Consider the following 15,834-nt stretch of genomic DNA (forward strand, 5'->3'; position numbering starts at 1 on the left):
GGCTTTTATTAAGCTTGATTTGGGGGTACTTTTGCACTTTCAAATTACGAACATAAAAACCTTAGAATAATGACACTAGTTGGAAAAAAATTCCCAAACCTTGCTGTAGATGCAATGGATGAAATGGGAGATACTTTTAAGATCAACATCTTAGAAAAAGCAAAAGAAGAAGGAAAGAAAATCATTCTTTTCTGGTACCCAAAAGATTTTACATTTGTTTGTCCTACAGAGCTTCACGCTTTTGAAGCAGCAAAGCAAGCATTTGCAGACCGTAATACAATCGTAATAGGTGCTTCTTGTGATACTCCAGAAGTACACTTTGCGTGGTTAAACACTGCAAAAGATAACGGAGGTATAGAAGGTGTAACATACCCTATACTTGCAGACTCTAACCGTAACCTTGCAAACCAGTTAGGTATTCTTGACGTGACTAACGAGCGTTTTGATGAAGAGACTGGAACTGTACTTGTAGATGGTGACAATGTAACTTACAGAGCGACTTACCTTATTGATGAAGAGGGTACTGTTTTTCACGAAGGTGTAAACCATATGCCACTGGGTCGTAACGTATCTGAGTTTTTAAGACTTGTAGATGCATACACGCACGTACAAGAAAAAGGTGAAGTTTGTCCTGCAAACTGGGAAGATGGTAAAGAAGCGATGAACGCAAACCGTGATGGTGTAGCTAGCTACCTTGCTGCTCATGCAAACTAAAAAAACAGAAGCTATGATTCAAGAATTAGATCAAGATAATCTTAACCAGATTGTTGCCGAAAATGAGACCGTTGTCGTACAATACAGTGCTACCTGGTGTGGTAACTGTCGTATTATGAAGCCTAAGTTCAAGAAACTAGCTTCAGAAAACAAAAACGTAAAGTTTGTTATTGTAGATGCCGAGAAGAATCCTGAGTCACGTAAAATGGCTACAGTAGATAACCTTCCTACATTTGCAACGTTTACAAAGGGATCATTTACTAATCAAGTACAGACTAATAAATTTGATGTACTTAAAGACCTTGTAAATGAAGTTACCAGTAATTAAGCACCTCGTAGGTTTTATAGAAGAAAACGATCAAGATTTTCTTATTGAAACAGTAGAGACACTTGAGCACCTTACAGAGGTTCCTTCTCTTAAAGATGAAGAGCTAGACGTTATAGGTGAACTTATCTCAAATATGTATGGAGCGCTAGAAGTGCATAAAGATATGCGTAGCGGTACCGCAAAAAAAGAGGCTCTTAACGGCTTTATGAAACGTGTAATGGGGTCTATAGATAACTAAGATCTCTTACTCACACAACCTTATTAGAAGTACAACCGCCACTGGCAGTTGTACTTTTTTTTATTCTCAATGTTAGTATACCAGAGCAACTTGATAAACAATTGTTAAGCGAGTGGTAAATGGTAGTTTTTGTTTTACTTTTACGAGACAACAAAAAAAATAAAATGGCAACAATAACACTAGGCGGCAACGCAACACAAACCGTAGGCGAACTTCCAAAAGTAGGAACAGCAGCTCCAGATTTTACGTTATCAAAAAACGATCTTTCTCCAGCAAGCTTATCAGACTATAAAGGAAAGCGTGTGGTACTTAACATCTTTCCATCTGTAGACACAGGTGTATGTGCACAATCTGTACGTACGTTTAATGAAAAAGTTTCTAGCGCAGAAAATACGGAGGTACTTTGTATCTCTCGTGACTTACCATTTGCTCAAGCACGTTTTTGTGCAGCAGAGGGGCTAGATAATGTACACACCTTATCTGATTTTAAAACAGGAAAGTTTGGTGAAGACTATGGAGTTACTATCGCAGATGGTGGTTTTGACGGCTTACACTCAAGAGCCGTAGTAGTTCTTAATGAAGAAGGGCAAGTAGTTTACACAGAGCAAGTACCAGAAGTAGGTCAAGAGCCTAACTATGAAGGTGCAATGAACGCTCTTAAATAATATAGAATATACATGAACCTGCCTGAGCTTGTACAACTACGTATAATCTGGCAGGTTTATTTATGTACTATTGCAACCACTTCACACCATAAAAAACCAAACACACGTGCCTATAAAATTTATAACAGGAAGACTCAAAGGGATGAAATACTCGCTACAAGGCGGTATACAACTCATACGCTCTGAGGCAAGCATACAGGTACAATTTGGTGTGGCTATACTTATTACTATTGCTGGTTTTTATTACAACATAAGCCGTACAGAGTGGATTGCTCAAACCCTATGCATAGGCTTGGTTATGACTGCAGAAGGACTTAATACCGCGATAGAAGGTATTGCAGATTTTATACACCCAGATTTTCACGAAAAAATAGGTCGCATTAAAGATATTGCTGCGGGTGCCGTGGGTATTGCAGCACTTATTTCCGTTATTATCGCAGGTATTATCTACATCCCAAGAATTTTTTAAGAAATACACAATCTTTCTTACCCTAAAGCCGCTTTTAAATAGCAGCCTCTCAAGAGGATATTACCCTAAAAATATACTTATACAGAAACGTTAAACAAGGGCGCATAAACCCATAAAAATTCCGTTTCAATATTGTATTTTTATATCCACTCAAAAAACAACCTCGAGCGCTTCTATGGCAAAAAAGAAAACCACGGCAAAAAAAACCAAACCTAAAACCCCTAGAAAACCTATTTCCTTTAAACTGTCGCGCCAGCAACAGATTATACTGGGGAGTTTTCTATTCTTTTTAGGCCTTGCCCTACTCTTTTCTTTTATCTCGTATCTCTTTACGTGGAAAGCAGACCAGAGCCTACTACAAACAGGTACTAGAGAAGATAATGCGTCTAACTGGCTCTCCCTAGTAGGAGCTCGCATAAGTCACTTCTTTGTTTACAAAGGTTTTGGGATCCCTGCACTCACCATCGCTATACTTACTGCCTTAACTGGTGTCTATTACTTTTTTGATTATGCAAAAGCTGCACTTAAGAAATTTTGGTTTTGGGGTATCCTTTTAATGTTATGGCTTGCTGTTTTTCTAGGCTTCTTTAGTAACAGTAATGACATACTGGGTGGTACAGTAGGTTATGAAATAAACGATTTTTTACAAGACTACCTAGGGCTTACAGGCGCCATTATCGTGATGACTTTCCTCGCGATTATTTACCTCGTGCTACGTTTACGACTTACACCAGAGCGTGTGAGCACCTATTTTAAAGAAAAGAAAAATGCCCTTGCAGGCGAGTTTGCTTCAGATGCGACTCCAGAGCCTGTTATTGTAGATAACTCATCTACTTATGAGGCACAAGAAATACTTAAGGGAAGTAACACTGGTGGAGATGAGACCGCTTTCGCGAAAGCGGAAACAGAAACACCTCCTACAACCACCTCTACATTCGAACAAAATGTACAAAACTTGCAACCTACACTTACTAAAAAGACACCTGAGGTAGAGAGCAGCTTTGAAGTAACCCAAGCTCCAGAAGAGGAAGAAGTTATCCCTACCCCAGAAACTGTAGTCGAGGTAGAGGTCGAAAAACCAGTCGAAGAAGAAGAACTTACAGATAACCTGAGCTCAAAACTGGTAGAAGATTTTGGTGAATTTGACCCTACGCTAGAGTTGGCAAAATTTAAATTCCCACCTATAGACTTATTAAAAGACTACACAAACGGACAGGGAATTACCATTAATCAAGAAGAACTTGAAGAGAATAAAAACCGTATTGTAGAGACGCTCAACAACTACAAAATAGGAATCTCAAACATAAAAGCAACCGTAGGTCCTACCGTAACTCTATACGAGATTGTACCAGAAGCGGGTGTACGTATTTCAAAAATTAAGAATCTAGAAGATGATATTGCCCTATCACTAAGTGCACTTGGTATACGTATCATTGCTCCTATCCCTGGTCGCGGTACGATAGGTATTGAGGTTCCTAATAAGAATCCTCGTATTGTAAGTATGCGCTCTGCGGTGGCTAGTAAGAAGTTTCAAGAAGCAGAGATGGAGTTACCACTTACACTAGGTAAAACCATCTCAAACGAGACTTTTGTGGTAGATCTTGCAAAGATGCCTCACCTACTTATGGCAGGTGCTACGGGACAAGGTAAGTCTGTAGGGCTTAATGCCATCCTTACCTCATTGCTATACAAAAAACACCCTGCAGAGGTAAAGTTTGTACTGGTAGACCCAAAAAAGGTGGAGCTTACTTTATTTAATAAAATAGAACGCCACTATCTCGCAAAACTTCCAGATACAGAAGAGGCCATTATCACAGATAACTCAAAGGTGATTAACACGCTCAACTCTATGTGTATAGAGATGGATGCCAGATATGACCTTCTTAAAAATGCAATGTGCCGTAATATTAAGGAGTACAATGCAAAGTTTAAAGCAAGAAAGCTCAATCCAGAAAACGGCCACAAGTTCTTACCATACATTGTACTGGTAGTAGACGAGTTTGCAGATTTAATTATGACTTCTGGTAAGGAGGTAGAGACTCCTATTGCCCGTCTTGCGCAGCTTGCTCGTGCCATTGGTATACACCTTATAATCGCAACACAACGTCCTTCTGTAAATGTAATTACAGGTATTATTAAGGCAAACTTCCCAGCGCGTATCGCCTTTAGAGTAACTTCAAAAATTGATAGTCGCACCATACTTGACACCTCTGGAGCAGACCAGCTTATAGGTCGTGGGGATATGTTATACACTCAGGGTAATGATGTTGTGCGTATACAATGTGCCTTTGTAGACACTCCAGAAGTAGAGCGCATTGTAGAGTATATAGGTAATCAAAAAGCATATCCAGATGCTCACTTACTGCCAGAGTATGTAGGTGAAGAGAGTGGCACAAGTCTTGATATAGATGCATCGGATAGAGATGCACTTTTTCGTGATGCTGCCGAAGTTTTGGTAATAGCTCAACAAGGTAGTGCCTCACTATTGCAACGTAAACTTAAATTAGGATATAATCGAGCAGGTAGAATCATAGATCAACTAGAAGCTGCAGGTGTGGTAGGACCTTTTGAAGGTAGTAAGGCACGACAGGTTCTGGTTCCAGATATGATGGCTCTCGATCAACTCCTTAACAATGAATAAACCAAGATGAAGAAGAGATTAATTTTTTGGCTGGCACCTATACTTTTTAAGAAGGTCTTAGTTCCAGTCGCAGTAAAAGGGTACAGAAAATTTGCAAAGCGTGCAATGCCAGTGGTATTGTTGTTATTTATGACCGCTTTCGCGAAAGCGCAATCTGTACAAACACTCCTTAAAGAAGTAGACACTAAAGTTAAGAGCTACGATAATATAGCAATAGACTTTAAATATGCCCTTAGCAATGAAGCCGAAGGTGTAAATCAAGAGACTAAAGGTAACGTAGTAATGGCAGGTGATAATTATAAGTTATCACTTATGGGTACGACACAATTATTTGACGGGACAAACGTCTACACGATTGTACCAGAAGATGAAGAGGTAACCATAAGCGCGATGAGTGATCAAGATGAAAATGCGATCACACCGTCTAAAATGCTTTCTTTCTTTAATGAAGGATACACGCAAAAGATGGACATCAAGCAAAAAGTAAATGGTAGAGAGATACAATTTGTAAAACTCACACCTATGGATTCTAATAGTGATGTGAAGTATACTTTGCTAGGTGTAGATGCTCAGACTAAGCATATACACAAACTTATTATTACCCAAAACAATGGTACTAAAGTGACAATAACGGTAAACTCTTTTAAGACTAACCAGCCACTTGCAAAGAATACCTTTACTTTTGACAAGGGTAAATACACAGACTATTATATCAATAAATTATAACAGTAGATACTAGAGCTAAGGGCGCAGACTTCTTATTTTTGTCTGCGCCCTTATCATTTATAAATGAAAATACTTGACCGCTATATCTTCTTTACGTTTGTAAAAACGTTTCTGAGCATCTTTACTATATTGATGTTCATTTTTGTTTTACAGAGTGTATGGTTATATATACAAGAACTAGCAGGTAGAGATCTGGACTTTGATGTGATATTAAAGTTTTTACTCTTTGCAATGCCTAGCCTTGTAACGCTTGTACTACCACTATCTGTGCTACTTACGAGTATAATGACCTTTGGGAATTTTGCTGAGAACTATGAGTTTGCAGCAATGAAGTCTACTGGGATCTCACTACAGCGGGCTATGAAGAGTGTGATTTTCTTCATTATATTTTTAGGTATTGCATCCTTCTTATTTGCAAACTATGTGATTCCTGCATCTCAATATGAGTTTAGAAACCTACGTAATAATATAGGTAAGATGAAACCTGCTATGCTCATACGTAGTGGGCAGTTTAATGAAGTAGGTGACGACTTTAATATGCGTGTTGCAGAGAAGTATGGTGATAGAGATCAATATCTCAGAGATGTTGTTATACATCAAAAGGAAAAAGGACGCCTAGGTAATTATACGGTTATCGTTGCAAAAGAAGGAGAGCTTATAAGTTCTATAGACTCCCCTACCCTCTCACTACAACTCAAGGAAGGTAACTACTACACAGAAGTACAGAAGAAGAAGACTAAAGAAAAACTTAAAGAGCCTTTTGCAAAGAGTTATTTTGAGACCTACACGCTCAACATAGACCTAAGCGCGCTAGACAGTGAAGATCTAGATGCCAGAGATATAGACAACACTTACCAGATGATGGATATTGTACTGCTAGATTCTAGTATTACAGCATTATCTAAAAGATTTGTAGAAGACAGAGCAAAATTTACAGACAAGTATGTGAGTCGTGTAAAACCACCTACTGTAGACACGCTTTATCAAAGTAACGTCGAGCAACAAAGTGCTGGGATTAAAGAAGTCATATTAGACAACTACGAGATTAAAGACCGCGTGCGTATCTTAGAAATTGCAAAGTCTAATATAAGTAACACTATTGCAGATATAGAGAACAGAAAAAAGATTCTCAAAATAGATGTAAAGAGATTAAGCAAATTTGAAATCTCACTACACGAGAAATATGTACTAGGCTTTAGCTGTATTCTTCTCTTTTTTGTGGGAGCTCCACTAGGCGCTATTATACGTAAAGGTGGACTTGGCTTGCCTATTGTAATAGGTGTGGTGCTCTTTCTTACCTTTCACTTCATAGGTATTTTTGCAAAAAATAGTGCAGAAGACAACTCAATTAGTCCGTTTATAGCGAGCTGGTTAAGTACATTTATTTTGTTCCCGCTTGGGGTGTATCTCACCTATCGTGCAACGACAGACCAAGGCATCTTTGATGTAGACATTATGCCTAAGTTTATTAAAAAACTATTTGCAAGACCTAAAAAGAAAGCTATCAATATTGACGCGCTAGACTTAAGCTACTCAATAAGTGATGAAGAAGAAAAAATGTTAGACAGCCTTTCTTCAAACCAGCTCAAGGACATTGTAAAAAACTATAAAGAATCTGGACACTCTACAGATGTACGCAAGGCTGCTATCTCAAGACTAGGCAAGCTAGGTATTACCTTAGATAATTTAAAAACCCAAGGGTATTTTACAGATAATCTATAGGGCTATCTGAGCTAAATGAATATCCATTATATACACACGTTCTTGTATCTTTGTGCAAAACGTTACTCATACAAATGACAGCACCCAAAACGATACAACTACACACTATAGAAGAAGCCATAGAAGATATTAAAAATGGCAAAGTAATCATAGTAGTAGATGATGAAGACCGAGAAAATGAAGGAGACTTTGTAGCGGCAGCAGAGACAGTAACACCAGAGATGATTAACTTTATGGCTACCCACGGGCGTGGTCTTATCTGTGCTCCTATTACTGAGGATCGTTGTGAAGAGTTGCAACTCAATATGATGGTAACGAGCAACACAGACCCTATGGAGACGGCCTTTACCATCTCTGTAGATTTAAAAGGTCAAGGGGTAACCACCGGTATATCTGCCTCAGATAGGGCAAAAACCGTACAAGCACTTATAGATCCGCACACTAAACCTTATGATTTAAGTAGACCAGGACACATTTTTCCGCTTAAGGCAAAGGAAGGTGGTGTACTGCGTCGCACAGGTCACACAGAAGCCGCAATAGATTTTGCTAGACTTGCTGGTTTTAAACCTGCAGGAGCCATTGTAGAGATAATGAATGAAGATGGTACAATGGCACGACTCCCACAACTTATGGAGGTGGCAGAAAAGTTTGACCTCAAAATTGTTTCTATAGAAGATCTAGTGGCCTACCGTATGAACCACGATAGCCTCATAGACAAGAAAGAAGACTTTGAGATAAAAACTCGTTTTGGAGATTTTAGACTTCGCGCTTATGAGCAAACCACAAATGACACTGTACACATTGCACTTACTAAAGGTGGATGGGAAGATGATGAGCCAGTACTAGTGCGTGTAAACTCTACTCAAATTAACAACGACCTTCTAGGCACGCTTACCAATAATCCAGACGCCAAACTAGACGATATGTTTAAAGCCGTAAATGAGGCTGGCAAAGGAGCTATAGTTTTTATAAATCAAGAAAATGCATCGGCAAATTTATTGGGACGATTAAGTGAGCTCAAAAACATTCAAAAAGATGGAGTAATGAAAGCTCCTAATATTGTTATGGACTCAAAAGACTTTGGCATAGGTGCACAGATCTTACACGATCTACGCATTTCTAAAGTAAAACTTATGACTAACAGCGAGGGGCTTAAACGTATCGGTATCGTAGGCTACGGTCTTGAGATTGTAGAACGCGTAGGGTACTAAGACCTATTTATCATATACTTAAAAAGCCATCTCAATAAAGAGATGGCTTTTTTTATGGGTTTTAATTACGCTTTCGCGAAAGCGTAAAAAAGAAAATCTCAAACATCATTACTGGTGTTTGAGATTGTTATATATCATTGTCAAATTACTTGACTTGTGCGCACAAAAAAAGGCAAGCTACCTACATCACACCGCTACGACCATCTACCCTTGCTGCGTTCCCACCCTGGGGGATTCGACAGGAGCTGGTTGTGTAGGACTTGCCGCTGCAAAGATATAGCTTCTTTGAGAAGTCACAAGGTTTTTTAGCCCGATTTTTTGTTTTAAATTGCTATAAAATTCAACAAAAAATGACAGCAAAAGCTAAGCACCTCATTCTATTCATATTACCGCTACTTTTAATCGCTTGTAGCGACACTGGTTCTCTAGATGGAAACTATACTATTACTACAGATGCACAAAAAAATGCTATCAAAAATGGTGGAGAAATAACCATCTCGCTTAAAGCGAAAAAAAATATCGCCTTTGACTCTGTTTCTTACTCCTTTGACGGCAAGCGCATAGGTTCAAGTAACGGTCTGGAGGGTGTCACTACTACCCTATCTTCTCAAAAACTGGGACAACGCGAGTTGAGCGCTACTATTTATGCCGGAGGAGAGAGTACGACCACCACACAAAAACTAAACATTTTACATACAAAAGCGCCAAAAGTATATGGCTATAAAATCATAAACAGATACCCACACCAGACAGATGCCTATACACAAGGACTAGAATTTGTAGGTGATACACTGTATGAGAGTAATGGTAGTTATGGCGAGTCTAACCTGAGAAAAGTAGATTACAAAACCGGAAAAGTACTTAAGGAAGAAAAACTAGACAAGGCATACTTTGCCGAAGGGATGACCATTATAGGTGATAATATATACCAGCTTACCTGGAAGGGTAATACTGGCTTTATTTACAACCGTAATACATTTGAGACTACCGGAACTTTTACCTACAATAAAAGTAGAGAAGGCTGGGGGCTTGCAAATGACGGTAAAGTAATTTACAAGTCTGACGGAACTAGTAAAATCTGGACCTTAGACCCTTCTAATCTATCTGAACAATCGTATATAGAGCCTACACATAATAATGGTGTAATGTCTGCACTTAACGAATTAGAATGGGTAAACGGTAAAATATATGCAAATACTTATCAAAAGGAATCTATTGCAATAGTAGATCCTACAACAGGAGCGCTAGAAGGTCTTGTAGATTTACGTACCCTCAAAAAAGAAGTGCAAAAACTTACAGATCCAGCAAATGAGGTACTTAATGGTATTGCCTATAAAGCAAACGAGGGGCGCCTTTTTGTAACCGGTAAACACTGGAACACACTTTTTGAAATAGAGATTGTAGAAAAATAGGTCGTTAACTCACCACAACAGCCCGTTTACTCATTTACGATACTGGCAAGGTGCTTGATTAACTAGATTTACATCAGTTAATCAAGACATTATGAAAAAGCCTATCGCCATCACCATCCCAAAACCTTGTCACGAAGACTGGGCAAAAATGACACCTGTACAGCAAGGTAAACACTGCGCTGTATGCAGTAAAGAGGTTGTAGACTTTACAGCCTTTACTAAGGATGCCCTGTATAAACGCGTCACTAAAGGCGATCATCTTTGTGGTCGTTTTAGAAAAGACCAGCTCGATACGCCTATCTATGCAACGCGTGATAAAGGCAGGAGCTTTGCTCAAGCAGCAGCGGCACTACTTGTCCCTATGGCAATGCTTTCGGTTGCAGAGGCATCTGGACAGACTACATCTGAGACTATAATTATGGGTGATATTGCACCGGTAGAACTTCCTGTAAAAAAATATGATAGTTTGGGTATAGGTACACTTTCGCGAAAGCAAAATACACCGCAGAAACTTATTACAATCACTGGTACTGTAACCGACTATAATGGCCCTCTTGCCGGTGTAACCATAAGCGTAGAAGGGACCTCTAGAAATTACAAAACAGACCTAAATGGCAACTATAGTTTAAATGTGTTTTCTGGGGAGATAATTACTTATAGCTATCTAGGTTTTCAAAATCGAGAAATAAAAGTAGGTTCACAACTGGAGATTAATGTAAACTTTCAAAAAGAAGAGCGTAGCCTCCCTCAAATTATTATGGGCAGAGTAAGTACTAAAAGCCACAAACAGCTAGAAAAAGAACTACGCCAAAAGAAAAAAAACAAGAAGCAATAACACCGCTCTTAAAAAGTTATATTTGTTACAAACTATAACTTAATGCGCAGTCTCTACTTTCTTATTGCGCTTGCCGGTATTATTACGGTAAGCTCTTGCCGCAATGATTTTGAAACCACTCCTAGTACAGGTAATCTAGAATTCTCAAGAGATACCATTTTTCTTGATACGGTGTTTACAAACATAGGCTCTAGCACGTATAACCTTAAAGTGTATAATCGCAGTGATGAGGCAATCTCTATACCATCTGTACGACTAGGCCGTGGTCAAGACTCAGACTATAGACTTAATGTAGATGGTGTAGCTGGTAAAGAATTTGAAGAGGTAGAAATTCTCGCAAACGACAGTATTTTTGTTTTTGTAGAAACCACCCTAGATATCAATGAAGTAGGCAATGCCTCTGAAGAGTTTTTATATACAGACGCTATAGAATTTAATAGCGTGGGTACATCACAAAATGTAGAACTCGTAACGCTTGTAAAAGATGCCATTTTTCTATTTCCGGAGCGTGACGGTGCTACAGGTATGGTAGAAACACTTACTGTAAATAATGTAGAAACTACACTTGAAGGACGTTACCTTATGGATGACGAACTTACTTTTACAAATGATAAACCTTACGTAATATACGGTTATATGGCTGTAGGTGATCCAGACGGTTCAACAGCAAAAACCTTAACTATAGAAGCTGGAGCCAGAGTGCATTTTCACGCAGACAGTGGTTTACTCATAGCAGATAATGCAACACTAGATATAAATGGTGCACTAAGCGCAGATCCCATAGCTCTAGAGAATGAAGTGATTTTTGAAAGTGATAGACTAGAACCGGCATTTTCTAACGTGCCTGGTCAGTGGGGAACTATATTACTTACAGATGGTAGTGTAAATAACACAATTAACTATGCAACCATAAAAAATGCCACTGTAGGAATACTTAATGAGGCGAGCCCTAACGCCGCTTCACCTAGCCTCACTCTTACTAACTCTCAGATTTATAACGCCTCTGCTGTAGGCTTACTTAATAGATTTACCTCTGTTGAGGCTTCAAATACGGTAATTAACAACTGCGGGCAGTTCTCTATGCTGGTACAACTAGGCGGTATTTATAATTTTACACACTGTACCTTTACAAACTACTGGACGCAAAGCTTTAGAGATACGCCTGCTGTATTTTTAGACAACACCTTACAAACGCAAGAAACCTTACTTGTAGGAGACCTTGCTCAAGCTAATTTTACTAATTGTATAGTGTACGGTAATCAAGGGGAAGAAATAGGCTTTAACCAAGATAACGACGCTACTTTTAATTTTAAATTTACAACCTCACAAATACGATTTGATGATGTTTTTGGTGATTTTATAGGGGAGCCACTTTATGATTTTACAAATGTAAATTTATATCAAGATATCATACGTGGTGAAGAACCAGACTTTTTACTCCCTACAGAAAATATGTTACAAGTAGGTGAAAATACTGCTGGTAACGGTTTTGGTTTACAGAGCGCTGCAAATGCAGTTCCTACAGATATTATTGGGACTAACAGAATACTGGCTCCAGATATAGGCGCCTATGAGAGCATCCTTTTTCCAGAATAAATTATAGACTCAAACCTATAAGAAAAGCACCCTTATTTCCTCCTAGTGCACCTTGACCATAAACGTAGTCTACACGCAGTAATCTAAACTTACCCCAGCCTACATTGCTTAAACCTACATTAAACTCACGATACAGTCTTTGGTCTTGAGTACTTAAAAGATGTGCGCCGGCTACAAGGTTAAAATTGAGTTTATTAATACCTGGTATTTTACCTAGAATCCAACCTTTAAAATTATGCTCTGCGTGTGCCTCAAAGTAACCGGTATTTGTACTGCGCTCATAATAAGGCAAGACATTAAACCTATTTATAGCACCAGGCTCAAAGAGCACTGTCTCATTACCATTAAAATGCTGCCTATCTACAAAACTTATCTCTTCTCCAGTGCCCAAAAATGTCCCTGCACGCAGATCATATGATAACCTACCTTTATTACCCACATTAAACTCTTGCTGAGCAACAATGCGTAATTGATCAAAATTATAATCAGAAATCGAGGCTCCAAAGCCTTTCTCATATACTAGCGTTATAGCTGGATATCTTTCAGACTGTACATTAAACTTTCCGCTAGGGTAACTATAATATTTTTGCCCAAAGTTTATCGTTGCACTTGTAAAAAACTTCCCTATGCGATGTGTTGTGATTGCAGCACTCCCGTTACTTGATGGAGCTAGAGGATTATTGCTGGTAAACTCGCGATCATCACTAGGAAAAAATGTTTGATCTGTCGTATTAAAAACGGGGTTACGTTTCTCATAAGCTAGAATTGCATTTACTCGTAAACCATTAACGAGCTCTTGCCCGTAGCCTATTTGTGCAAATTCTTTTTCGTAATACTTAGCAAAATTTTTCTCTCTAAGGAGTGAGTATGCAGTATTAAATATAGGGCGTATAGGTTCGGCATTATTGAACTGTTGTAGATCTACACCTCCTGTAAGGCTCACCACTGCCCTATTTGTTCTATTAAAACGCCTTGTAACTCCTAAGTTATAACGCAGTTGGTCTTCAGAAAAGCCGTAGTTCGCTTTCGCGAAAGCGTAAAAAGTCTTTGTATAATCATCATCACTCCAGTTTGAATAACTGGCTTGCAGGCTACCATTCCAGCCCTGTACGGTATTGTACTGAATGGCCTGTAAAGGTGAAGAAACTCCCACTCTCCATCTATTATATGTGTCTGTATAATCATACCCGAAAATAGGTGAGGTTATCTTAAAACGGTTACCACGTGCATCTATACTATCTAGGTACTTCTTTGATTTTCTAATGACCTGTATGCTATCCTTTTTTACATAATCTTCTTGCTCTAACAGTGTGAGTGGTACTGGGCGTCTTTGATCCCAGAAGGTACTGTCTTTTTTGTTTGCATTTTGAGAAAAAGACAAGATCTCTGCCGAAAAAGAGCCTTTGCCAAATGCGGGATTGAAATTATAATCTGAGTAACCAGCTGTAAATCTCCCGTCACCTTTAAGCCCTAAAAATCCAAAACTAAAATCTATGACCTGAGATATTTTTACCCACTGCTTAAGCTCGTCCTCATATTTAAAATTCTGTTTAAAATTAAGAGATTCTATAAAAGGCACTTGTATAGCGGCACCATCTGTATGTAAATCTACACCGTACAATTGCCAGCTATCTTCTACTATATAAATTGTGCCTGTAAATACACGGTCATTAACACGTCTAGGTGTTACAGTTACCTTATTTATGAGTTGGTTGTTTTCATAAAAGGTACCTTCTAAGGTGTATTTGTAATAAGCAAACGCATTTGAAGCGATGGGTGATACGATTTGAGCATTGAGATTTAATGTATTTTCATAAAAAGAAAAATTTGCATCACTAGCGGTATTAAAGCTAAAACCGTTATCATCACCACTTACCTTACTTGCCACAATAACCTCACTAAAGTTATCTGGACGCTGGTATTTTATATCTGATATAGTCTCACTAAGATAGATAATACCGGTACGTGTGGAGTCTAGACCACCGCCCAGATCACCTACTTCTTGCCCTAGTATTTTATCTGGAGCGTCTTGTACTTGCCATAGCCCACGAGAGTAAAACTTTGCAGTATACTCTCCTATGACATCAAGATTCTTCTTTCGGTTTGCTATGGTTGCACGTATTATTCTATCGGCAGGGTTGACACCTGCTTCAACTATAACTTCATCTAGAGAGGTTGTTGCCTCTGTCATTACAATGTCTAAGACTACTTGTGGCGACCCTATCTCTACCGTACGTGTGATGGTCTCAAAACCTAAAAATTGAAAAACCACGATCATCTCCTTACCTTGATCTTCTCTCTCTAGAAGGAGCTCGTAAGCCCCATCACCATTTGTAGTAGTTCCTCTATTTGAGTTTTCTATGTATACGTTTACAAATGGGAGTTGCTCTCCATTTTGGCTTGTCACAACACCTGTAATTTGTGCTGTGAGGGTTGATGAAAACAGTGTCAGGAAAATGATAAAGTAATGTGTGCGCATATGTTGATTTTTGATTTGATGAAATGTTTATTCTTTTACGAGCCTAAGATACTGCTCACAGAGCCAAAGCTGTACCTGCAACTCATTTTCTTGATGAGCTTTACTTTGAAACTCTGGTAGATCTACCAGGTAATTTATAAACTGTTTAAGCTCATCTTCTGTAAGCTCAAAACGTTCTCTCAAAAACCGTGCATATTTTTCCATCATAAGGTCATATGCTGCTATTTCTTTATCTATAGCCACATATTTTTTGAGTCGTTTGGTACGACCGCTTATGGCATTTATAATAGGATCTAGCTGGAGACTACCCCCTAGAAGACCTAGTAGATGAACTGGTTTAAAATCACCAGCAGTTTGTAGCCTGCGCTCATTTGTTGTGGGGATGGGGCGCTCTCCTTGTATAATCCCCACGCTTTGAACGGTGATTTTATCACTACTCGTTAAAACTACTTCATCAAGGGTGTTCTCTTTTTCTTTGAGTATTATACTTAAAAATGGATGTGATGCCAGCTCTTCAAAGATTACAACATATTGATCTCTGGCACTTAAGTGAGTAACAAGTAAAACGTCACCTTTATTTACAGCCATCACAAAACGACCATCACTATCTGTAGTAATACTTTGTTGCGAGTTAAGATTATTTACGTGTGCGCCTTCTAGTTTAAAGTCGCCTATTTTAACCTCTCCTTGGGTAGATAGTGGGAACTGGGCAAGGCATACCTGAGCACAGCATAAAAAGAGAACAAAAAGCCTAATGACCATAAGAATATTTCTAACTCAAAAAAAGCTAGAAATTTA

Annotated in this window: 14 protein-coding genes and 1 other RNA gene; 12 read left to right on the top strand and 3 right to left on the bottom strand. The window is 38.7% G+C overall.

Annotated features, from left to right (window positions below):
- Nucleotides 1–69 precede the first annotated feature (69 nt).
- The 9 genes from Q0948_RS01580 to ribB all read left to right on the top strand — a co-directional run bounded on the left by Q0948_RS01580 (nt 70) and on the right by ribB (nt 8,714).
- The gene (locus Q0948_RS01580) at nt 70–714 is read left to right on the top strand and encodes a peroxiredoxin (protein WP_021778618.1); all 645 of its coding nucleotides are present in this window, start codon (nt 70–72) and stop codon (nt 712–714) included.
- A gap of 13 nt (nt 715–727) precedes the next feature.
- Nucleotides 728–1,042: a thioredoxin family protein gene (locus Q0948_RS01585; RefSeq protein ID WP_298348172.1), complete on the top strand. Its 315-nt coding sequence runs from the start codon at nt 728–730 to the stop codon at nt 1,040–1,042.
- Nucleotides 1,023–1,280, top strand: a complete 258-nt coding sequence (locus Q0948_RS01590; RefSeq protein WP_021778616.1) for a hypothetical protein — start codon at nt 1,023–1,025, stop codon at nt 1,278–1,280. The genes Q0948_RS01585 and Q0948_RS01590 overlap by 20 nt, the downstream gene beginning before the upstream one ends.
- Nucleotides 1,281–1,444: 164 nt before the next feature.
- Nucleotides 1,445–1,945 (top strand): thiol peroxidase, encoded by a 501-nt coding sequence (gene tpx, locus Q0948_RS01595; protein WP_035328708.1) that lies wholly within the window; start codon nt 1,445–1,447, stop codon nt 1,943–1,945.
- A 106-nt stretch (nt 1,946–2,051) separates the two neighbouring features.
- Nucleotides 2,052–2,414 (top strand): diacylglycerol kinase family protein, encoded by a 363-nt coding sequence (locus Q0948_RS01600; protein WP_298348164.1) that lies wholly within the window; start codon nt 2,052–2,054, stop codon nt 2,412–2,414.
- A 175-nt stretch (nt 2,415–2,589) separates the two neighbouring features.
- Complete coding sequence (locus Q0948_RS01605; protein WP_298348162.1) at nt 2,590–5,055, top strand: DNA translocase FtsK; 2,466 nt, start codon at nt 2,590–2,592, stop codon at nt 5,053–5,055.
- A 6-nt stretch (nt 5,056–5,061) separates the two neighbouring features.
- Nucleotides 5,062–5,781 (top strand): outer membrane lipoprotein carrier protein LolA, encoded by a 720-nt coding sequence (locus tag Q0948_RS01610; RefSeq protein ID WP_084811635.1) that lies wholly within the window; start codon nt 5,062–5,064, stop codon nt 5,779–5,781.
- 63 nt (nt 5,782–5,844) lie between these two features.
- On the top strand, nt 5,845–7,503 hold the full coding sequence (locus tag Q0948_RS01615; RefSeq protein ID WP_298348158.1) for an LptF/LptG family permease: 1,659 nt from the start codon (nt 5,845–5,847) through the stop codon (nt 7,501–7,503).
- Nucleotides 7,504–7,577: 74 nt separating this feature from the next.
- Nucleotides 7,578–8,714 carry a 3,4-dihydroxy-2-butanone-4-phosphate synthase gene (gene ribB, locus Q0948_RS01620; RefSeq protein WP_298348156.1) on the top strand — a complete coding sequence of 379 codons (1,137 nt, stop codon included), beginning with the start codon at nt 7,578–7,580 and terminating at the stop codon, nt 8,712–8,714.
- A 167-nt stretch (nt 8,715–8,881) separates the two neighbouring features.
- Here the strand turns inward: ribB and ffs are convergent.
- Nucleotides 8,882–8,980: signal recognition particle sRNA small type (gene ffs / locus Q0948_RS01625), an RNA gene on the bottom strand.
- A gap of 84 nt (nt 8,981–9,064) precedes the next feature.
- Between ffs and Q0948_RS01630 the strand changes: the two genes are divergently transcribed.
- From Q0948_RS01630 to Q0948_RS01640, 3 genes are all read left to right on the top strand, one after another.
- Nucleotides 9,065–10,126, top strand: coding sequence for a glutaminyl-peptide cyclotransferase (locus Q0948_RS01630; protein WP_298348154.1), 1,062 nt, complete (start codon nt 9,065–9,067; stop codon nt 10,124–10,126).
- 91 nt (nt 10,127–10,217) lie between these two features.
- Nucleotides 10,218–10,961: a carboxypeptidase-like regulatory domain-containing protein gene (locus Q0948_RS01635; protein WP_298348152.1), complete on the top strand. Its 744-nt coding sequence runs from the start codon at nt 10,218–10,220 to the stop codon at nt 10,959–10,961.
- A gap of 42 nt (nt 10,962–11,003) precedes the next feature.
- Complete coding sequence (locus Q0948_RS01640) at nt 11,004–12,557, top strand: hypothetical protein (RefSeq protein WP_298348150.1); 1,554 nt, start codon at nt 11,004–11,006, stop codon at nt 12,555–12,557.
- A gap of 1 nt (nt 12,558) precedes the next feature.
- Here the strand turns inward: Q0948_RS01640 and Q0948_RS01645 are convergent, their stop codons facing one another.
- Nucleotides 12,559–15,036, bottom strand: coding sequence for a DUF5686 and carboxypeptidase regulatory-like domain-containing protein (locus tag Q0948_RS01645; protein WP_298348148.1), 2,478 nt, complete (start codon nt 15,034–15,036; stop codon nt 12,559–12,561).
- A 27-nt stretch (nt 15,037–15,063) separates the two neighbouring features.
- Entirely contained in the window at nt 15,064–15,798 is a 735-nt protein-coding gene (locus tag Q0948_RS01650; protein ID WP_298348146.1) for a hypothetical protein, read from the bottom strand.
- Nucleotides 15,799–15,834: the final 36 nt, after the last annotated feature.

It is taken from the genome of uncultured Dokdonia sp. (assembly GCF_947496725.1).
In the GTDB taxonomy this organism is placed as follows: Bacteria; Bacteroidota; Bacteroidia; order Flavobacteriales; family Flavobacteriaceae; genus Dokdonia.